Origin of the sequence: Mesorhizobium captivum (assembly GCF_033977165.1) — a bacterium.
Taxonomy (GTDB): domain Bacteria; phylum Pseudomonadota; class Alphaproteobacteria; order Rhizobiales; family Rhizobiaceae; genus Mesorhizobium; species Mesorhizobium captivum.
Genome location: NZ_JAVIJB010000022.1, coordinates 69,486 through 87,864, shown reverse-complemented (window position 1 = coordinate 87,864; position 18,379 = coordinate 69,486). Strand labels below are relative to the sequence as shown.

Sequence of the window (18,379 nt, the reverse complement as noted above, 5' to 3'; positions counted from 1 at the left end):
GAGGGCGCCTTGATCCACTTCATCAGCAAGCGGCTGAAGCATTCCCTCGTCCTGCTTTTCATGGCGTCCCTGGTTTGCTTCACCTTGGTTGTATCGGCTCCGGGAAACGTCGCCGTTCTCATCGCTGAACTCAGGGGAGCAGTGGCAACACCGGGCTACGTCGAAAAGGTTGCCGAAGAGATAGGACTGCATAAGCCGCTGCTGATGCGCTACGTGGATTGGCTTGGTGATGCTGTCCGGGGGAACTTTGGCATCTCCTACAGAACGGGCAAGGAAGTCAGCGCGGACCTGCCAGAGCGCATGTTCGTCACCGGGACCCTTATCGCCGGCAGTGCCGTGGTCGCGACGCTCCTGGCCTTGGCTCTCGGCTTCCTCGGTGCCTTCTGGCCTTACAGACTGCCGGACCGCGTTTCGCGCGGTCTGGCGCTCCTTGGCGCCTCGACACCGACATTCTTCGTCGGGGCGCTGATGATCTACGGTTTCTCCGTCGCCTTTCAACTGTTCCCGTCATTCGGCTTCGATGGCCCTGAGACCTGGGTGCTGCCATGGCTTACCGTCGCCGTCCTGCCTGCCGCAGTGCTCAGTCGTGTCGTTCGCGTCGGGCTGGAGGAGGCCATGGCCAGCCCCTTCGTGCTGACGGCAAAAAGCAAGGGTCTGGGGCGGACCGCCATCCTGTTCCGGGACGCGCTGCCGAACATCACGCCTGTGTTCATCAATGCGCTCGGAACCCAGGTCGGCCTGATGACCGCGACCGCGATCATCGTGGAACCGCTTTTCGCGTGGCAGGGCGTCGGCGACTATTTCCTCGCGGGCGTCAAGTTCCGGGACTTCATGGTCGTGCAGGCATGCCTGCTGATCTTCCTCACCTTCTTCATCGTGGTGAATCTGGTCGTCGACCTCGCAGTCCTGATGACCGATCCCCGCATTCGGCGTCAATGGAGCTGACTATGGACAGACTCAAGCTTGTTTTCGCCCGCCTGAACAAAATGCCCCGGCTGGCCTTGATCGTGACTGCCCTGTTTATCGCTCTGGGCACGTTCGCGCCTTGGCTCGCTCCACAGGATCCCAGTGCGCAGAACCTGCTGGACGCCGGTCAGGGACCAACTCTCGCCCACTGGCTCGGAACCGACCACCTCGGACGCGATACTCTCAGCCGGTTGATCATCGCGGCGAACACTTCGTTGGTCAGCGTTGGCGCGGTTCTCATCATCGCGATGACGATAGGCATAGCGATGGGTACCATCGCCGGGTATCACCGTGGTTGGGTCGACGACCTTTTGATGCGCATCGTCGACGTCGGCTTGTCCATCCCCAGCCTGATTACTGCCCTTGCCGTCATCGGAATCGTCGGGCCCGGTTACTGGACCATGGTGCTGGCCCTCTCCCTGGCCTGGTGGCCTATGAGCGGTCGCATCAGCCGGGCCGTTGCGGTCAGCATCATGAGCAAGCCGCATATCGAGGCTCTGCGTGTCCTCGGCGCCAGCCCCTGGCGCATTTACTTCGGCCATCTGTTGCCCGGCACAATCGGCGCGGTGATGGTCTATGCAACGGCGGATGCCGGGACGGCCGCCCTGGCTGTCGCGACCATCAGCTTTCTTGGCTTGGGCATCCAGCCGCCGACGCCCGAATGGGGACAGATGCTTGTCGATGCTTTGCCCTATCTCGAGTCGGACCCTCGCCAGGTTCTCCTGCCCGGCCTGGCCCTGACGGCCGCGGTGATCGGCTTCAACACGCTGGGCGAATCCATTGCACTCAATCGCGTGCCAAAGCCGCTTTCACGGCGGACGCTCGCCATGCGCGGAATTGAGGTTGCCGGCTGGGCCAAGGAGAATTCCGATGCATGACGAACCGCTTTTGAACGTCAGCAATCTGACGGTCGATCTCCTGACTGCGAAGGCCGCGGTGCGCCCCGTCGACGGCGTCAGCTACACCGTCCGGCAAGGAGAATGCCTTGCCATCGTCGGGGAAAGCGGCAGCGGCAAGACTGTGATGAACTTCGCGCCGCTCGGTCTCATGCCGACGGGTGTGACGACAAACTTGTCGGGCTCGGTGCGCTTCGACGGGCGGGAATTGATCGGCCTGCCGGAATCCGAGCTTCGCAAGATACGGGGCAAGTCGATCGGGTTTATTTTCCAGGACCCGATGAGCGCGCTGAACCCGGTCCGGCGTATCGGACGGCAGATCGCAGAGATGGCGGAACTCCATCTCAACATGACATCGCGCGGGGCCGAGGAGCGAGCATTGGACCTCGTCAAGCTAGTCGGTATCTCCGATCCGGCCGCACGCCTTCGACAGTTCCCCCATGAACTTTCGGGTGGCCTGCGCCAGCGCATCGTGATCGCCATTGCTTTGGCCGGCGAGCCGAAACTGCTGATAGCGGACGAGCCAACGACCGCCCTCGACGTGACAGTCCAGGCTCAGATCCTGCGCCTGCTCAAGGACCTGCAGCGGCGGCTTAACATGGCCATGGTCCTGATCACGCACGACATGGGTGTGGTCGCCGGGGCCGCCGACAACATCGTCGTCATGTACGCTGCCCGGGCCGCCGAGCGCGGGCCGGTGGATAAGGTCCTGGTCACCCCGCGCCATCCGTACACCAGGGGACTGATCAACGCGATCCCGCGGCGCGAAGACCCGATCGGTTCGGAATTCCGAGGACTTCCGGGCATACCGCCAACGCTAGGGGCGCCGATCAAGGGCTGCGCGTTTGCGCCTCGCTGCGAACTTGCGATTCCTTCATGCTCGGCAAGCCGTCCCCCGCTTGTGCGGTCGACCGACGGCGCGGTCGTTGTGGCCTGCACGGTCGTCAACCAAGGAAAGGCAGCGGCATGACGCGCGAACCTGTTCTCAAAGTCGAAAACCTGCAAACGCGCTTCAAAAGCGTTCAGCGCGGCAAGTTCGTCCATGCCGTCGACGACGTTTCGATCGAGCTGTATCCTGGCGAGATCGTCGGTCTGGTGGGCGAGTCCGGCTGCGGAAAATCGACGCTTGGCCGCACCATCGTCGGCCTCGAAAAGGCGACCGCGGGGCGAGTCCTGCTTGACGGGGTAGACCTCAGCACGCTTTCCGGGGCGGCGCTGCGCAGCAGTCGCAGGGCACTCCAATACGTGTTCCAGGATCCATATTCGGCCCTGAACGACCGGCAGACCGTCGGTGAGGCGATCGACGAAGCCTTGCTGATCGATGGGGTCAGGTCGCAAAGCGACCGCAACCGTCGAACCAGGGAACTCCTCGACCAGGTCGGATTGGCGGAGGTGGTCAAAGACCGTCATACGCGGGAGCTGTCCGGTGGCCAGCGCCAGCGCGTCGCGATTGCGCGCTCGCTTGCGGTCAATCCAAGAGTGCTGATCTGCGACGAACCGGTCAGCGCGCTGGACCTGTCGATCAGGGCCCAGGTGATGAACCTGTTTCTGGGCCTGCAGAAGGACCTGGGGGTGGCCTGCTTGTTCATTGCCCATGACCTTGCTCTGGTCAGGCAGGCAGCATCGCGCGTCTATGTCATGTATCTCGGCAAGATCGTGGAGCACGGACCATCGCAGGAGCTCTACGATCATCCGAGCCATCCCTATTCGCAGATGCTGCTGGCTTCTGCTCCTGAGGTCGATCCGGTCGCTGAAAGGCAGCGCAAGGCACCGGTCATGGTCGGCGAGGTGCCAAGCCCAACCAGTCCGCCGTCAGGTTGCAGGTTCCGGACGCGCTGCCCCTTGGCGATCGACGAGTGCAAGCAGCAGGTGCCGCCAGCCTATAAGCTCTCCCCGGGGCACAGTTCGGCATGCGTGTTCGCTAAGGATCTCCATCGTGGGAAGCGCTCGGCGCTCATTGCGCCGCCCGAAGCCAATGCGGCGTGACTACGCTTCTGGCAGCCTAGAAGCTCTCAGCCGAGTACAGTTCGCCGCTTCCGGACACGAGGCGTAAATCTCGCTGGCGCGCGAGACAACGCATTGGACATTGTGAAACTGGGTTAGTTCGAGTCTCCTGATTTCCACATCTGTCCATCAGCGGCGGCGGTCGGCCAAGCAATGCTCGCAAGGCTCGGGCCGCCGGCGGGATAGTGGTCGACATCCGGTCCCGCGGTCTTACCTAGTTCGTGATAAAGCGTGATGATGACCTCGTGCTGTTTCCAAATCATCACCGCGCCGCTCACAGCCATCAGCACCACGACGGCTGTGCGGAATTGGCGTCCACTCATCCGTTCGAGCATGGGCTTTGCCGCAAACGTGGAGACCGCCGCGCCAACCCCGGTCGCTAAGCCGAAGGCAAGGGCATGCTCGCTGAACACTCCAAGGCCGGTAAAGACTGCAATCTTGATCACATCGGTCGCGAAGGAACTCACCGACTTCGTCGCCACCAGCGTCTCCTTGCTGGAGCCATAGTTCAGGTAAAGTGAATTCAGCACGGGTCCCACTGTGCCCATCAGGGCTGAAAGCAAGGACACGATGAGCCCGGCGGGCAAGAACCACCAGCGCCGTGCCTTATAACTCCGCTCGCGTGCACCGGCCCGGAACTCCCAAACCGCGCCTATCAGATAGAGCCCGATGAGGATCTGCAGCCACTCGGCGCGCGCGTTGGCGAACAGCCAGGCGCCGGCTGCCGCCCCGGCGATGGCTCCCGGCAAATACCAGCGCACGATGCTCCAATCGACGTCGCGGCGAAACGCCAAGATCCGCACCGGATTTGCCATGAGCTCGGTGAGAGTGATCACCGGAGCGACGGCGGCACTGCCGGTCAGGAAGGTGACCGCCGGGATCAGCAGCAGTCCGCCGCCGCCCGCCGACAGCGTGTTGAGGGTCCAGGCCAGAAAGCCCGCGCCGCAGAGCAGTCCCAGTTGCAGCCAGTCCATCGGGCAGAAAACGTGCCTGCGCTGAGCCAGTTCCGGTCAAGGGGTTCGAGCCACGAACGCCGACCCACGTCGGCGTCGCGATCTTAGGGGTCTCAATCGTCTGCCACTCCGCAGGAGAAAACTCTACTCTTGGCGAGTGGTAATAGGTCAGGTCCGCACTCTCAGCGCCCGTTCCAGCCGGTCGGCAATCTGGGTGACGATATAGGCAATCACCATGTAGATCACGACGGCAATCACGAAGGCTTCGAGGTAGTAGTAGTTCAACGCGGCGGTCAGCTGCGACTGGGCGAAGATATCGACAACCTCGATGGCGAACCCGAGGGAAAGCGCCTTCATGATGACCATCATCGAGGTCGTCAGGTCTGGAATTGCCGTGAGGGCCACCTGGGGAAATAGAATCCGTCGGAACAGTTGGCCGCCCGTATAGCCTAGCGAATGGGCGGCGTCCGACTGACCGGTATCGAAGGCGTTCAGGGCTCCCTTGATGATCTCCGCTTGAAATGCCGCGACACAGCCGGTCACTGCAATGACAAGGATTACCCAGTTGGGCGTTTCGTGGCCGTTGAAGTTGATCCCAAGCAACGAGAGCAGGAACTGGAATGCCGGGGGCAGGCCGAAATAGGCGAGGAAAATCACGATGACCATCGGAACGCCTTTGAAGACGACCTTGTAGGCCATGATAAGCTCTCGCAGGATAGGGACCCGTCTATATTCGACGAGCGCAAAAAGGCTGCCGACTATCGTCGACAAGACGAAAATCGTGAAGGCCATGCCAAGCGTTACGGGTACGGCGCCCAGAATTTCCTGCGAGTCTTGAAGCAGAATATCGGTATCAAACATGGTCGGATTACCCTTACGTCACACGCTTGCGACGGCCGCGTTCTTGATCTGAGCTGTTGTCGTCGTCTCTGGGGCTTGCATTGGCGAGCGAAGCTCGAAGAAGCGCACGATGAGCCACGCGATCAGGCACATCAGCGAATAGATGACCGCCAGCACTAGGTACGTTTCGAACTGGTACTGATTGTAGTCGCGCTCCATGATCAAATGCGCGGTCGCCATCACGTCCGCCGCCCCGATGTACATGACCAGCGCAACGTTATGGATCAGGTAGATGATGGAGTTTCCATAGCCCGGCAATGCGAAGTGCACCGCCTGTGGACCTACGACGCGAGCGATCTTCTGGCGGAAGGTGTATCCTAGACTGTCTGCCGCATCATGCTGGCCGCGATCGACGGCCAGGTATGCGGGCCGCATGACTTCCGACAGATATCCCCCGTGGTAAAAGCTAAGTCCCACCATTGCAGCGACCGTCGGCGAGAAAAAATCTGCGGAGCCGAACAGGGCCACCAACAAGGGAAGGCCGTAGAACGCGACGAACAACTGGAGGACGACGGGGACGCTCCGGGCATACGACACGTAGAGATCGGTCAGGTGACTGACCACCGGTATCCGGCGAACCCGAAGTGTTGTCGCCGCGAGAGCCAGGCAAAAGCCGACTAACATGGCCGTGAACGTGATGGCGAGCGTCAGCGGCAACGCCGAGAGCAACTCGGGAATCATAGCAGAAACATCCACTTTGAATCACTCCTTCTTGCAATTCAGCCTTGCCGCTGACTAACAAACACGGTCGTAGACGGCCGTGTTATTTCATGTACTGGACGATGCCCTCGCCGAACCATTTCTGCGAGAGCTTCTCGATCGTGCCGTCGTCTTTCAACTCCTTGAGAACCTTGTTCAAATCGTCAGCCAAAACCTTGTTTTCATCTGATCTGTGAATCAGCATGTAGGTGTTGTTGCTGAAGACCGGATCGGACGCCACGATGTCGAGCTTCTTTTCCTCGATGACGGTCTGCTCGCCCAAGTTCGAAGGCAGGACAAGCGCGTCGAACTTGCCGTTTTGCACTTCGTCCAGTCGATTGGGGTAGGGGATGCCGGCACTCGATGCCGTCACGTCAAGCTTGTATTGCGGGTTCTCTTTCTGCCAGTTCATGATGAACTTGTAGGTTCCGCCGCCGGCCGTGGTCGGAACGATCCTCTTGCCGACAAGGTCTTTCATTTCCTTGATGCCGCTGCCTTTTTTGCTGTAGATCTTCATCAGGCTGGCGCCCATCGGGTTTTCCGGGATGAAGAACTGCTTGGCGCGCTCTGGCGACTTGTAATAGCCACCGACCGCGATGTCGTACTTGCCTGTGGCGAGACCGGTTTCCTGCGCGATATCGGAGACACCTTCCATCTCGAACTTGTATTGCGGCAGCTTCGCGTTGATTGCCCTCAGGAGATCGGGTTCATAGCCTTGCGGTTCGACGCCGATCGCGCCCCACGCCAGCGGCTTGGATTCCGCCGACGTCGCAATCTTGATCGTGCGGACCGTTTCGCCATGACTGATCCCTGCGGTTGCAAGGGCGATCGCGATGCCGCCGGCAACCGCCAGGGCGGCGCGACGGGAAAAACTGGATGTGATTGCAGACATTTCTTGGGTTCCCTTCTTGTTGAGCTATTGAAAAGCGAGTTCTGACTGCAGGAATTGAGCAAGTCGTGGGCTGGAAGGCGCATCGAAGATCTCGGCCGGACTGCCATCGGCGGCAACCACGCCACGATCCATGAAGACGATCCGGTTCGAGATGTTCTTTGCGAATTGCATCTCGTGGGTCACAAGCAGCGAAGTGATCCCTGAGGATGTAACATCCTTAATCACCTTCAGAACCTCACCGACGAGTTCAGGATCCAGCGATGACGTAGGCTCATCGAAGAGCATCACGTCGGGACGAACCGCCAGCGCACGCGCGATGCCGGTGCGCTGGAGCTGGCCGCCCGACAGCTGGGAAGGATAGCTGTCCCGCTTCGCTGAAAGGCCGACCCTTTCAAGCTCTCGCAGCGCGATTTCACGCGCCTCGTCCGTGGACTTGCGCTGCACGACGACAAGCGGATCCATCACGTTCTGGAGGACCGTCATGTTCTTGAAGACATTGAATTGCTGAAAGACCATAGCCGTCCGGAGCCGGATCGCCTGGACAGCGGTCTTGTCGGCGCGCTGGTAATCCATCCGAATCTGGTCGAACGCGATGGTTCCGGACGACGGCTTGGCCAGGTAGTTGATGCATTTCAACAGCGTGGTCTTGCCGGTCCCGCTCGGACCGATGATCGACACCACGTCACCTCGCTTTACCGAGAGATTGACGCCGTTCAGGACCTGCGTGCTTCCGTAAGACAGCTTTATATCTTTGAGTTCAAGCATTTCTGGTTGGCCCTTCAAAGTGTGGGACGGACTGGCTTGACCATATGCGACGTCATCACCCGCTCTCCGCGTGGCCTAGAACGTGCATCAGCCGGTTTGCCCAGCCGAAGATCGCTATGGCGTGGATGAGGTCGATGATCTCGGCGTCATCCATGCCCACGGATCGCAGCGAGGCGATGTCGCCCGCTGTCGCTTCCGACGGCGCCGCCGAAAGACGGCGGGCAAAGCTGTAGATTGCCGCATCGCGCGGCCCAAGCTTATCGGGTTTGTCGAGGTAGAGCGCGGTGACCACCTCATCGCTCTTGGTCAGCTCTGCATGCCTGCGGGCGTGAACGACGGCACAGAATTTGCAGCCGTTGACCATCGAGGCGCCCAGCGCGCCAAGTTCGCGATCGGGGCGGGCAAGCCCGCCTTCGACATACATGATGGCGTTGAATAGAACAGTGCGGGCAAGATAGCTCTCAGGGTCATGTACAAGGGTGCGTACATACTCCGAAACTTTCTTGGCAGACGGCGTGACCTTCATCGCTTCGAGCTGTTCCGGCGTGGCCTCGGAGAGTTCGACCGGTGCGATGTAGGGATGCCAATTCAGAGGCTTCAGGCGAACCGAAGAAATCATGCCGACCTCATCAATCGCAGACCGGTCGCGACCCGCGTCTGGAAGTTTACGAAGGCAATCAGTTCGGAGAGCGCGACGATCTGAGGATTGTTTAACCCCGCCTGCGCCAGCAGCACGATGTGGCTCGCCTCTGCCTTTTTCGGCGTCAGCGTGATCAGGTCGACATGCCTGGCGATGGTCGCCAACGGTTCCTCCAGATCGGCGTCCCCCCGGGCCAAGGCCAGAAGCTGCTCCGTCGGACCAAGCTGAGCCAGTTGCACATCGTACTCGGCCATCAGGACCGGATCGGCATTCAGAGCGGCCATGCGACGGGCCAGAGCAACTCGCAAATTCGGCGCCAGCCCTTGGTCGTTTGCCGGCCGCAGCACGGAGAGGCGACATTCCTCCGCGCCTTGCACGAATTCTGGTCGAAACCGCCGCGTGGCGAAAAGGGCATCTTCCGGCGAAAGACCGGCGGCCTTATCCATTGCGTCGATCACTGGACGGCTTCCTTCTGCAGCAGAGGTGTTGAATCGGCCCATTCGTCGCCCAGAAGTTCGGGCGTGTCGTAGGCGATCAGGTTGGCGAAGTGGGTTTCGACATCTTCGGCAAAGAGCGATGCGGTGATGCCGCGGACCAGACGCTCGGCACCGGCACTGACGGCTGGGATATCGCCGGAGACCTTGCCGTGGGTCAGCATGGCGGCGTCGTTGAAGCAGTGGATATGCGCCAGCATCGGGCAGGACCCGGGAACGCGTTCGCGAAACTCGAAAGCGGGACCGAGATCCGGCGCCTCCGACATGCCTGGACGCGGCGGCCCCATATCTGGCGTGTATCGACCATCCGACCAGGTCCGGATGTAGGGAGCGATCGCCGCAAATTCCGGGCGGTCGCTGAAGTCGTTTGAAAAGCCGGTTGCCGCGATCAGGAAGTCGTAGCGCATTGGCCCTTGCGTGGTTTCAATCAGAAGCCCGCCGGCATCTTCTTTTACGGCGACGATGCCGCAGTCGAGAAAGAACCGTGCATTCTGGTGGCGAGATACACGAAGCGTCGAAGAACGTGGCGGCGGCGTCTGGGTCGAGGCGGTGTAGTCGAAGAATTTCCATTTCCACGCATCGGGCAGGTGGTAGATGCCGTGCACAACTCCCTGGCTGCCGATGCCGGTCAGCTTGTTGATGCGCGGCATTTCCTTGCGGCGGATCAACATGTCGACAGAGCCGGCGCCCGCCTCGAGCGCCGTTGCGGCATTGTCCATGGAAGAGGCGCCTGCGCCGATGACCGCCACACGCTTGCCTTTCAGCGCATCGAAATCGATCTCATCGGCAGAATGGGCCCAATAGGTGCGATCGATGCCCTTGAGGAAATCGGGCACGGCAAAACCGCCGAGGCCGGATCGACCCGTGGCCAGAACGAGATGGCGGGTGAGAACCCGGCCCGTTTCCGCGCCTTCGACATCGATCGCAATCAGATCATCAACGGGCGTGACACCGGTCATGCGCACGCTGTTTCGGATCGGGAGGGCAAGAACCTTCCGGTACCAGACCAGGTAGTCCATCCACCGGCTCCTGGGGATTTTGTCCAGCGCCTGCCAGGCCTCAACGCCCCACTGTGCCGTAAACCAGGCGCGGAACGTCAGCTGCGGCAGGCCAAGCGAGGGGCCGTTCAGGGTCTTCGGCGAGCGCAGCGTTTGCATGCGGGCAAACGTCACCCATGGTCCTTCGAGCCCGGCCGGAGCCGCATCATAGGCAACAACATTGGTTATCCCGGTCAGCACAAGCTTTGCTGTGGCGGCAAGTCCGCACATGCCGGCGCCAATGACGACGACGTCGCGGACCGGCACGCCGTCATGCATTTGCTTGGGGACCCAAGGCTTGGCAGGGAGCTCGAGAAACTCGAGATCTTGGGCAAGCTGAGCTTCCAGCGCAGCAAGGCCTGCTGGGGTGGGAGTATGCTTCATATTCCGGTTCCGTGATTTGTGCCCGACGCAGGATCGGTCACCAATTGTCCGGCCAGGGCTGGATCGAGTTTCCTGAAGCCGGCAATCGACCGTTCAGCCACCGCTTCGACCGCGTCAATCAACGCCTGCGCGACTGGACGAAGGGGGCGGTTTGCTGCAGCCACAACGCCCCAATAAAAGAGAACGGTTACATCGAGCGGGCGAATGACGACACCCGGCAAAGGCACTCCATAGGCGGTGAGGGGATCGATAACTGCCGCGACCCCGGTCTTGCGCACGATCTGCAAGGCGCCATAGGCAGTATTGGTCCGGATCACCGGGCCGGTGTCGATGCCCCGGGCCGCCAGCGCTTTGGCGACGTGCAACTGAAAACGCAGCGGATTGAGCAGCGTGGCGACGCGGCGACCGGCAAAACCCGAAAGCGGAACGACATCAAGTTCAGCCAGTGGATCGTCCTCCCGTACGGCAGCAACATCGGGCGCCGAGTAGAGCCGCAGGACATCCAGACCGGGCGTATCGAGCGGCAGACTTGAAAACCCGATTTCGGCACGTCCGCTGCGCACTTCCTGGGCGACGATCGAGGGAAGAAACTGCCCGAGATGCGTCTCATGCGGAAGCTCGACACCCTTGAGCTCAGCCAGGGCCGTCGGGATCAAGCCAGTGCCGATCGCGGACGTTGTGACAATCTGCAGGATACGGCCCCTGCCGGCGGCGATCATTTTGGCCCGCGCCGCGAGTTCGGTGAAGGACATCAGCAGGCGCCGCGCTTCCTCCTCGAAGGCGACTCCTTCTTCAGACAACTGCACGCGTCGACCGATCCGATGCAGCAATTCGAAGCCAAGCTCGGCCTCGAGATCCTGAATGGTGCGTGTCACCGCAGGCTGGGAACGACCGAGCATGTCAGCCGCCTTGGTGATGCTGCCGCTGGCAGCAACCGCAAGGAAGGTCTGAAGGTCCCGGGTTTCCATGCTCTCCCTACATGCATAATCCGAATGATTGACATCGTCTCATTCGTTTTTGATATATGTCAAGGGGAAACTAATGTTCGTTGCGGCTTTGTGCATTTTGCCGGCTCAGAGCTGATCGCGAGGGCCAATGACGGTTGTCGCGGCTCCAACTTGCGGAACCACCTAATGAAAAATTGAAGCTGACCGACAGCAATGGCGAACCATAAAGCCTGCAGCAGGAGGAATATTATGCGCGTGAGTATTCTGGGCGCCGGATCAATCGCTTATGGCGTTGCCGCCTATTTGGCGAATTCGGGACATTCGCCAATGCTTTGGTCACCCTCGGGACAGCGCACCAGGGCGTTGGCTGCTGGCGAACTGTTGAAAGCAACGGGGGACATCGAGGCAACGGTTCCGGTGCGCATTGCCAAGGATTGCAAAGATGCCATCATCAACGCGGACGTGGTGGTGATTGCGCTTCCGGCCTACGGCCACAAGATGGTGATGGATGCGGCCATCCCCCATCTGACTGATGGAATACCGGTCATCATCAGTTCGCATTGTTCGTTCGCGGCGCTTTATCTCTCCAAGCGGATGGCTGAACGCAAGGTCTCATTGCCGATCGTCGTTTGGGGCACAACGCTCCTGTCAGGCCGCCAGCAGGGACCAACCGGAGTCCTTGTCACCACCGTTCGTCAGAAGCTTGATGTTGCGACGTTGCCTTTCAGTTACCAAGATCAAGGACACGATCTTTGCACGATCTTGTTCGGCGATCGTTTCGTCAAGCGCGATGGCCTGCTTGCGATCGCGCTCAGCAACCTCAATCCGCAAAACCATTTGGGAATTGCCCTTCTTAATCTGACGCGTATGGAAAAGGCCGAGCAATGGAGCCAGGGGGGAAACGTAACCCCTGCCGTCGGCCGCCTTATCGAGGCTTTGGATGCCGAGCGGTTGGCTATCGCCGCCCATTTTGGTATCGCGGTTCGCACCGTCAAAGAGCATTTTTCGTTGTCGTTCCATGTTCCGGTGGGAAGCGTTTCCGAGATGAATCAGGAGATGGACCGCCAAGGCCGCGGTGGTTTTGGTCCAACAACCATCGAAAGCCGTTACATTCTCGAGGATGTTCCGTTCGGGCTGCTGCCGACCGCATTATTGGGCAAGATCACTGGGTATCCGGCCATACTTCACGAGTCTGGAATTTCGATCTTGTCGGCGGCTTACGGTCGCGATCTCAAGGCAGATAACGATATTCTTCCGGCTCTTGGAATCGACGGGTTATCAGACGTGGACCTCGCTCACCTTTCGCGTGAGGGATTCTGACTAGCCACAGCGGAAATGCTGAACCATGTCAGTCCTGATGGAGGCGGTAAGGCGAACGTATCACACGACGGAGGAGGTGGCGTGGAATTCTCACTGGCTGATTTGCAGAGAATTCAACGGGCAGTCCTAGGATATGAGGGCCTATTCATGGTAGACGCCAGCAAAATGTTGATATAGCTCGCGTTATCCGTGCATGCCGTTCGTAGGGTGTGCCAAATTCTTTGAAATAATCTGCGCATTTAGTCGGGCCTCCTGGTCGCCCTCCATCATATCCAATCTTGCTACAATATCTGAAGCCGACCGCGCGGGGAACCAAGAATACCGATTGGCCCAGATGAACGGGGAGGGACAACCGGCTGGCTGAAACGATAGGATTGCGCAGGTACCCGCCCGAAAGCGTGCCTTGTTGATGTGATTGTTCTCCAGAGGGAGCAGAGCGACTTGTGGCAGGAACCGGGTGCTGCCGTTGAAGAGGATCGAGCCGGAAGGCCACCACCACTAACCTTGCGACCCGACGGGTCATGTTGCGCGCCGTTGGCCAATCAAGAAGAGAAATATTATGCTGAGTGTCCTTGCCGACCGTACATATCGGCACCTGTTCATGGCGCAGGTCATCGCGCTCATCGGCACCGGTCTCGCGACGGTGGCGCTCGGCCTGCTGGCGTTCGATCTCGCAGGCGAGGATGCCGGCGCCGTGCTCGGCACCGCGCTCGCCATCAAGATGATCGCCTATGTCGGCGTCTCGCCGGTAGCGGCCGCCTTCGCGGAGCGGCTGCCGAGGCGCAGCATGCTGGTGGCGCTCGATCTTGTGCGCGCCGGCGTCGCGGTTTTCCTGCCCTTCGTCACCGAGATCTGGCAGGTCTATGTCCTGATCTTCATTTTGCAGTCGGCCTCGGCCGGCTTTACGCCGACCTTCCAGGCCACCATCCCAGACGTTCTGCCGGACGAGAAGGATTATACCAAGGCGCTTTCCCTCTCACGCCTGGCATACGATCTCGAAAGCGTCGCCAGCCCGATGTTGGCGGCGGCGCTGCTTTCGGTGATCAGTTTCCACAGCCTTTTCGCGGGCACGGTCATCGGATTTCTGGCTTCCGCCGCGCTGGTGGTTTCGGTCGTGCTGCCGAGCCCGAAACCCGCGCAGCCGCGCGGCATCTACGATCGCACGACCCGCGGCTTGCGTATCTATCTCGCGACGCCGCGGTTGCGGGGTTTGCTTGCCCTCAATCTTGCGGTCGGCGCGGCCGGCGCCATGGTCATCGTCAACACCGTCGTCCTCGTACAGGGCCAGTTCGGCCTCTCGCAGCGCCAGACCGCGCTCGCGCTCGCGGCCTTTGGCGGCGGGTCCATGATCGCCGCGCTTGCCCTGCCACGACTGCTGGAGAACATTCCCGACCGCACGGCGATGCTGACGGGCGCGGCCATCCTGGTGGCCGGCATGTTCGTTGGGCCGCTTGTGGGCCAATATGCGTTGCTGCTGGCGCTCTGGTTTGTGCTCGGGCTCGGCTACTCCATCGCCCAAACCCCGTCGGGCCGCTTGATCCGCCGTTCCGCCGACGCCGTCGACAGGCCAGCCTTGTTCGCCGCGCAGTTCGCGCTGTCGCATGCCTGCTGGTTGATCACCTATCCGATCGCCGGACGCGTCGGGGCGGCGATGGGCCTGCCGTTCACCTATCTTCTGCTTGGTACCATCGGCGCCGCTGCGTTCCTGGCGGCGCTGTGGTTGTGGCCGCGTCATGATCCCGACGTCATTGCCCACGTGCATCACGACCTGCCGCATGGCCACGCCCATCTCGAGGACGCCCTCTGGACGGAGGAGGGCTACGAGCACGCGCATAGTTTTGTGGTCGACGATCGGCATCCAAAATGGCCGAAGGCAAGCTGACTGGCGAATGCTTGGCGACTTTGCCGCCTTCGGCGGACTGTTCCTGACCGCGTTTGCGGCGGCGACTGTGCTGCCGCTGCAATCGGAGGCGCTGCTGGCCGGCCTGCTCCTGGCGGGCGCCCATTCGCCGGCCGCGCTGATCCTGGTCGCGACAGCCGGCAATGTGCTTGGCTCGGTGGTCAACTGGCTGCTCGGGCGCGGCATCGACCGTTTTCGCGACCGCAGATGGTTTCCGGTGAAGCCCACTGTCCTCGACCGCGCCGCTGTACGATACCATCGTTACGGCCGATGGAGCCTGCTCTTGAGCTGGGCTCCCGTCATCGGCGATCCGTTGACGGTGGTGGCCGGCGTGCTTCGTGAACCGCTCTGGAGCTTTGTTCCCATCGTCATGGCCGCGAAAGCCGCCCGTTATCTCGCCCTCTCGAGCGCCGTTCTCAACTGGCTGTAGGCGGCTGGAGTCACCTCGCCAGTCGCCGATGCACAACGCTACCGCCGCGCGGGTTTGGCATCCACGCCATCGACGTCGGGGAAGCCGATACCCTCAGCCGCCATTCGCTGGAACAGCTCGTCGATTTGCGGCACCGACAGGCTTGCCCCTTCGGCGATCCACCAGGCGAGCACCGCAAGGAACGCTCCCGATACGAACTGGACGGCGAATTCCAGCGGAATGCCGGCCGGCATATTGCCGGCGAGCTCGCTACGCACGGCGCGCCGGATACGGTCACGCAGCTGGTCGTGGATCGTATCGCCGCTGCTTGACAACAACGCATGGTGAAGCGAGCGGAACGCATGCGCATGCTCGAACATTGGCAGGCTGAATTCGAACAGCCGCTTGCCTGGCTCTGTGCTTGACGACGGGCGCTTCTGGGTCAGCGAGCGCAGATGCGCTTCAAGCGTCGCGCTGCGCAGCTCATCCTTGCCGGCATAGTGGGTGTAGAAGGTCGACCTGCCGATATTGGCCTTCTCGCAGATGTCTTCGACGGTAAGGGCCGCATAGCCACGTTCAGGAATCAGTGCGATCAGCGCGTCCTGCAGCATGGCGCGCGTACGGGCGACGCGCCGGTCGATCGTGCCGCTGTCGTCGCTCCGATCGATTTTCATGGTCACCGTCCTCTGCCGCGTGCGGTTTCGGACATTCGGCATCCCGGTGTCCGAGAACGGCATTTCTGGACATTCTGTCCAATATGATACGCAAAGTCCAGAGCTCAGGAGTGTCTCTGAGCCCGCCGAAGAATTTGAAAAGGAGGCAGATATGTATTCGACCGGTCGTCGAGCCGGCAATGGACAGCAGTCCCGCAAAGGCTTTGTCGCGCTTGCCGTAGTTGTCAAACTTTCGCTAGTCGCCGCTTTCCTGATCATGCTGAAGCTCGGGGCCGGCTATCTCGATGCTGGTGTCTGGACTGGCGCGCTGCACGGCCTCATCCTCGCCGTTGTCGCGGCAGTGCTGTTCTGGGGCAGCCTTCGCCACAGAAGGTCCAATCGCGGCGTGCATGGCGCCAGCGACAGAGGCATTGGCATCGTCCTACATCGGGCCGCAGGCTATGATCTTCTGGCGCGCGTGCTGACATTCGGCCGCGAGGGCTCGTTCCGTGACCGCATGCTGAGGCTTGCCTGCCTCCAGTCCGGTGAGGCGGTGCTCGACGTTGCGTGCGGCACGGGCACGCTGGCAATTGCAGCAAGGCGGCTGGTCGGTCCGGCCGGCAGCGTCGCTGGTGTCGACGCATCTGCCGAGATGATCGACCAGGCGCGCTCCAAGGCCATTCGCGCCGGCTTGGAAATCGACTTCGTCAATGCGACCGCCCAGGAAATTCCCTTCCCTGACGGACATTTTGACGTCGTGATTGGCACGCTGATGCTGCACCACCTATCGAAGCCCGTCCGCTCGGCCTTCTTCCGAGAGGCTCGGCGCGTGCTGAAGCCTGGCGGCCGGCTGCTGCTGATCGATTTCGGCAGGCCGGCGCGCCAATCCCGGATGCCGCGGCTGCACCGGCACGGTCATGTCGACATGGATGCGGTTGGGGTTCTTTTGGCCGAAGACGGATTCAAGATCGCCGACAGCGGTCCCGTCGGGACAATGAACCTGAACTATGTCCGCGCGACGGCGAGCAGGGGCGGGCCAGCCTAAGGAATTGGGCCGGGCGGCCTGGCTTGCCGGCGCCCAGCTTCGACCTATGTTGGCTGCATCGGGTGTCTGGGGCTGCTCCGTCCTCGTTGGAAGGCACGCTGATGTGCAAGTGCATTTTCTTCGTGACGCTTGCAGGTGTGTCCCTGGTTCCGCTGCCTTCGCTTGCCGACGGTGTCGATCAGGCCGTGGACGCCTTTCACAGGACCTGTCTCGCCCACGGTCCTGACTTCGAGCGAACGGTGGCGCTCGCAATGACACGCCGTTGGACACCGCTCTCCGGCGACGCGGCCCTTGCCCCGGTCCAAGGCGTCAAGGCTTTTCGTGGCTGGCAGGCAGGGGAAGACCTGCCGAATGGGACGACGGTTGCCGTCACCAAGGGCAGCATGGAAGGGCGAGCGGTGCAGACGTGCTCGGTAAAGCTGCCGAAGGTCGACCACGCCGAATTCGCCGAGAAGAATGCCGAGACTGGAAAAGACGGTCAGCTTTCCAAGTTATACGTTTTGATCGCGGGGAACCGAAAGCAAGTCGTGCATTGATCCACCAACTGCCGAGCAAGCCAGCCTACTTCCGGGTGAAGGTCTGGCGGCGTTTGCAGGGCATCGGCGCGGTAGCGGTCAGGAGCACAGTCTATGCGCTTCCTGCGAACGCCGAGACTCAGGAGGATTTCGAATGGCTCCTGAAGGAGATCGTCGAGGGCGGCGGCGAAGCGATGGTGTGCGAGGCGCGGCTGATCGACGGTTTCTCGGATGACCAGGCCCGCGCTCTGTTCGATGCCGCTCGCGACGAGGACTACGGGGAGATAATCGAGGAAGCGAAAGACCTGTCAACGCGGCTTGCGGCCGCGCCGGCCGAGGACCGGGCCGAGCTCCGCACACAGGCTGCGCGCCTGCGCAAGCGGCTTGCCGATGTCGCGACGATCGACTTCTTCGGAGCAACGGGCCGCCTTTCGGCAGAGGGCTTGCTCGCCGAGCTGGAGCACAGGCTCGCAGAGGATGCTGACATGACCAAGCAACAGCCGGAACCACCGCCGCGGGCGCTTGATCTCAAGGGAAGAACCTGGGTCACGCGAAAGGGCGTGCATGTCGATCGCATTGCCTGCAGCTGGCTGATCCGCCGTTTCATCGATCCCGACGCCGTCATCCGCTTCGTGCCGGGAAAGAGCTACGTCCCGAAAGCGGGGGAACTGCGCTTCGACATGTTCGAGGGGGAGATTACTCACGAAGGAGACCGCTGCAGCTTCGAGGTCCTGCTGACCCGCGCGGGCCTGGCCGATCCAGCCCTCGAGGCCATCTCCGAGATCGTCCATGACATAGACCTGAAGGATTCGAAGTTCGGCCGCGAGGAGACGACGGGCATCGCCAGCCTCGTCGCAGGTATCTGCGCGGCCAACGAGCGGGACGACCAGCGCATCGCCCAAGGCGGGCCGGTCTTCGACAACCTCTATCAATACTTCAGCACCCAGCGCGGCTGACCGA

Annotated in this window: 20 protein-coding genes; 10 read left to right on the top strand and 10 right to left on the bottom strand. The window is 61.2% G+C overall.

The window, feature by feature from the left end; genetic code table 11:
- The first annotated feature begins 9 nt into the window (after positions 1 to 9).
- From RFM40_RS19430 to RFM40_RS19415, 4 genes are read left to right on the top strand one after another with little or no spacing between them, the layout of a single operon-like run.
- Positions 10 to 945, top strand: coding sequence for an ABC transporter permease (locus tag RFM40_RS19430; protein WP_320227927.1), 936 nt, complete (start codon positions 10 to 12; stop codon positions 943 to 945).
- Positions 936 to 1,844, top strand: a complete 909-nt coding sequence (locus RFM40_RS19425) for an ABC transporter permease (protein ID WP_320227928.1) — start codon at positions 936 to 938, stop codon at positions 1,842 to 1,844. The genes RFM40_RS19430 and RFM40_RS19425 overlap by 10 nt, the downstream gene beginning before the upstream one ends.
- On the top strand, positions 1,837 to 2,832 hold the full coding sequence (locus tag RFM40_RS19420) for an ABC transporter ATP-binding protein (RefSeq protein ID WP_320227929.1): 996 nt from the start codon (positions 1,837 to 1,839) through the stop codon (positions 2,830 to 2,832). The genes RFM40_RS19425 and RFM40_RS19420 overlap by 8 nt, the downstream gene beginning before the upstream one ends.
- Positions 2,829 to 3,848: an ABC transporter ATP-binding protein gene (locus RFM40_RS19415; protein ID WP_320227930.1), complete on the top strand. Its 1,020-nt coding sequence runs from the start codon at positions 2,829 to 2,831 to the stop codon at positions 3,846 to 3,848. The genes RFM40_RS19420 and RFM40_RS19415 overlap by 4 nt, the downstream gene beginning before the upstream one ends.
- A 113-nt stretch (positions 3,849 to 3,961) precedes the next feature.
- On the opposite strand, the gene RFM40_RS19410 is transcribed toward RFM40_RS19415, so the two are convergent.
- The 9 genes from RFM40_RS19410 to RFM40_RS19370 form a co-directional block, all read right to left on the bottom strand.
- Positions 3,962 to 4,840 (bottom strand): sulfite exporter TauE/SafE family protein, encoded by an 879-nt coding sequence (locus RFM40_RS19410; protein ID WP_320227931.1) that lies wholly within the window; start codon positions 4,838 to 4,840, stop codon positions 3,962 to 3,964.
- Between the two features lie 147 nt (positions 4,841 to 4,987).
- Positions 4,988 to 5,680: an amino acid ABC transporter permease gene (locus tag RFM40_RS19405; protein WP_320227932.1), complete on the bottom strand. Its 693-nt coding sequence runs from the start codon at positions 5,678 to 5,680 to the stop codon at positions 4,988 to 4,990.
- 18 nt (positions 5,681 to 5,698) lie between these two features.
- Positions 5,699 to 6,415 (bottom strand): amino acid ABC transporter permease, encoded by a 717-nt coding sequence (locus RFM40_RS19400; RefSeq protein WP_320227933.1) that lies wholly within the window; start codon positions 6,413 to 6,415, stop codon positions 5,699 to 5,701.
- 67 nt (positions 6,416 to 6,482) lie between these two features.
- The gene (locus tag RFM40_RS19395; protein WP_320227934.1) at positions 6,483 to 7,310 is read right to left on the bottom strand and encodes a transporter substrate-binding domain-containing protein; all 828 of its coding nucleotides are present in this window, start codon (positions 7,308 to 7,310) and stop codon (positions 6,483 to 6,485) included.
- 24 nt (positions 7,311 to 7,334) lie between these two features.
- Positions 7,335 to 8,075 (bottom strand): amino acid ABC transporter ATP-binding protein, encoded by a 741-nt coding sequence (locus RFM40_RS19390; RefSeq protein WP_320227935.1) that lies wholly within the window; start codon positions 8,073 to 8,075, stop codon positions 7,335 to 7,337.
- A 55-nt stretch (positions 8,076 to 8,130) separates the two neighbouring features.
- Entirely contained in the window at positions 8,131 to 8,694 is a 564-nt protein-coding gene (locus RFM40_RS19385) for a peroxidase-related enzyme (RefSeq protein WP_320227936.1), read from the bottom strand.
- On the bottom strand, positions 8,691 to 9,173 hold the full coding sequence (locus RFM40_RS19380) for a CMD domain-containing protein (RefSeq protein ID WP_320227937.1): 483 nt from the start codon (positions 9,171 to 9,173) through the stop codon (positions 8,691 to 8,693). Before RFM40_RS19380 ends, RFM40_RS19385 begins: the two co-directional genes overlap by 4 nt.
- The gene (locus RFM40_RS19375) at positions 9,170 to 10,630 is read right to left on the bottom strand and encodes an NAD(P)/FAD-dependent oxidoreductase (protein WP_320227938.1); all 1,461 of its coding nucleotides are present in this window, start codon (positions 10,628 to 10,630) and stop codon (positions 9,170 to 9,172) included. Before RFM40_RS19375 ends, RFM40_RS19380 begins: the two co-directional genes overlap by 4 nt.
- Positions 10,627 to 11,598, bottom strand: a complete 972-nt coding sequence (locus RFM40_RS19370; protein ID WP_320227939.1) for a LysR family transcriptional regulator — start codon at positions 11,596 to 11,598, stop codon at positions 10,627 to 10,629. The genes RFM40_RS19375 and RFM40_RS19370 overlap by 4 nt, the downstream gene beginning before the upstream one ends.
- Positions 11,599 to 11,826: 228 nt before the next feature.
- Between RFM40_RS19370 and RFM40_RS19365 the strand changes: the two genes are divergently transcribed.
- The 3 genes from RFM40_RS19365 (at position 11,827) to RFM40_RS19355 (ending at position 15,227) form a co-directional block, all read left to right on the top strand.
- Positions 11,827 to 12,897, top strand: a complete 1,071-nt coding sequence (locus RFM40_RS19365; protein WP_320227940.1) for an NAD/NADP octopine/nopaline dehydrogenase family protein — start codon at positions 11,827 to 11,829, stop codon at positions 12,895 to 12,897.
- A gap of 559 nt (positions 12,898 to 13,456) precedes the next feature.
- Positions 13,457 to 14,779 (top strand): MFS transporter, encoded by a 1,323-nt coding sequence (locus tag RFM40_RS19360; protein ID WP_320227941.1) that lies wholly within the window; start codon positions 13,457 to 13,459, stop codon positions 14,777 to 14,779.
- A gap of 7 nt (positions 14,780 to 14,786) precedes the next feature.
- Positions 14,787 to 15,227 carry a YqaA family protein gene (locus RFM40_RS19355; RefSeq protein ID WP_320227942.1) on the top strand — a complete coding sequence of 147 codons (441 nt, stop codon included), beginning with the start codon at positions 14,787 to 14,789 and terminating at the stop codon, positions 15,225 to 15,227.
- Between the two features lie 38 nt (positions 15,228 to 15,265).
- Here RFM40_RS19355 and RFM40_RS19350 read toward each other — a convergent pair whose 3' ends face one another.
- A complete protein-coding gene (locus RFM40_RS19350; RefSeq protein WP_320227943.1) occupies positions 15,266 to 15,880 on the bottom strand; it encodes a TetR/AcrR family transcriptional regulator in 615 nt (204 codons plus the stop codon).
- Positions 15,881 to 16,031: 151 nt separating this feature from the next.
- On the opposite strand from RFM40_RS19350, the gene RFM40_RS19345 reads away from it, so the two are divergent.
- The 3 genes from RFM40_RS19345 (at position 16,032) to RFM40_RS19335 (ending at position 18,375) form a co-directional block, all read left to right on the top strand.
- Positions 16,032 to 16,904: a class I SAM-dependent methyltransferase gene (locus RFM40_RS19345; protein WP_320227944.1), complete on the top strand. Its 873-nt coding sequence runs from the start codon at positions 16,032 to 16,034 to the stop codon at positions 16,902 to 16,904.
- Positions 16,905 to 16,990: 86 nt separating this feature from the next.
- Complete coding sequence (locus tag RFM40_RS19340; protein WP_320227945.1) at positions 16,991 to 17,440, top strand: hypothetical protein; 450 nt, start codon at positions 16,991 to 16,993, stop codon at positions 17,438 to 17,440.
- A complete protein-coding gene (locus tag RFM40_RS19335; protein WP_320227946.1) occupies positions 17,437 to 18,375 on the top strand; it encodes a chromate resistance protein ChrB domain-containing protein in 939 nt (312 codons plus the stop codon). Before RFM40_RS19340 ends, RFM40_RS19335 begins: the two co-directional genes overlap by 4 nt.
- Positions 18,376 to 18,379 lie beyond the last annotated feature (4 nt).

Bases quoted from the DNA above. Each gene is read 5' to 3' on its own strand.
- RFM40_RS19365 (WP_320227940.1), top strand. From the start codon at position 11,827: ATGCGCGTGAGTATTCTGGGCGCCGGATCAATCGCTTATGGCGTTGCC.
- RFM40_RS19355 (WP_320227942.1), top strand. From the start codon at position 14,787: ATGCTTGGCGACTTTGCCGCCTTCGGCGGACTGTTCCTGACCGCGTTT.
- RFM40_RS19360 (WP_320227941.1), top strand. From the start codon at position 13,457: ATGCTGAGTGTCCTTGCCGACCGTACATATCGGCACCTGTTCATGGCG.
- RFM40_RS19350 (WP_320227943.1), bottom strand. From the start codon at position 15,880: ATGAAAATCGATCGGAGCGACGACAGCGGCACGATCGACCGGCGCGTC.
- RFM40_RS19395 (WP_320227934.1), bottom strand. From the start codon at position 7,310: ATGTCTGCAATCACATCCAGTTTTTCCCGTCGCGCCGCCCTGGCGGTT.
- RFM40_RS19425 (WP_320227928.1), top strand. From the start codon at position 936: ATGGAGCTGACTATGGACAGACTCAAGCTTGTTTTCGCCCGCCTGAAC.
- RFM40_RS19405 (WP_320227932.1), bottom strand. From the start codon at position 5,680: ATGTTTGATACCGATATTCTGCTTCAAGACTCGCAGGAAATTCTGGGC.
- RFM40_RS19420 (WP_320227929.1), top strand. From the start codon at position 1,837: ATGCATGACGAACCGCTTTTGAACGTCAGCAATCTGACGGTCGATCTC.
- RFM40_RS19375 (WP_320227938.1), bottom strand. From the start codon at position 10,630: ATGAAGCATACTCCCACCCCAGCAGGCCTTGCTGCGCTGGAAGCTCAG.
- RFM40_RS19410 (WP_320227931.1), bottom strand. From the start codon at position 4,840: ATGGACTGGCTGCAACTGGGACTGCTCTGCGGCGCGGGCTTTCTGGCC.
- RFM40_RS19415 (WP_320227930.1), top strand. From the start codon at position 2,829: ATGACGCGCGAACCTGTTCTCAAAGTCGAAAACCTGCAAACGCGCTTC.
- RFM40_RS19345 (WP_320227944.1), top strand. From the start codon at position 16,032: ATGTATTCGACCGGTCGTCGAGCCGGCAATGGACAGCAGTCCCGCAAA.
- RFM40_RS19390 (WP_320227935.1), bottom strand. From the start codon at position 8,075: ATGCTTGAACTCAAAGATATAAAGCTGTCTTACGGAAGCACGCAGGTC.
- RFM40_RS19385 (WP_320227936.1), bottom strand. From the start codon at position 8,694: ATGATTTCTTCGGTTCGCCTGAAGCCTCTGAATTGGCATCCCTACATC.
- RFM40_RS19370 (WP_320227939.1), bottom strand. From the start codon at position 11,598: ATGGAAACCCGGGACCTTCAGACCTTCCTTGCGGTTGCTGCCAGCGGC.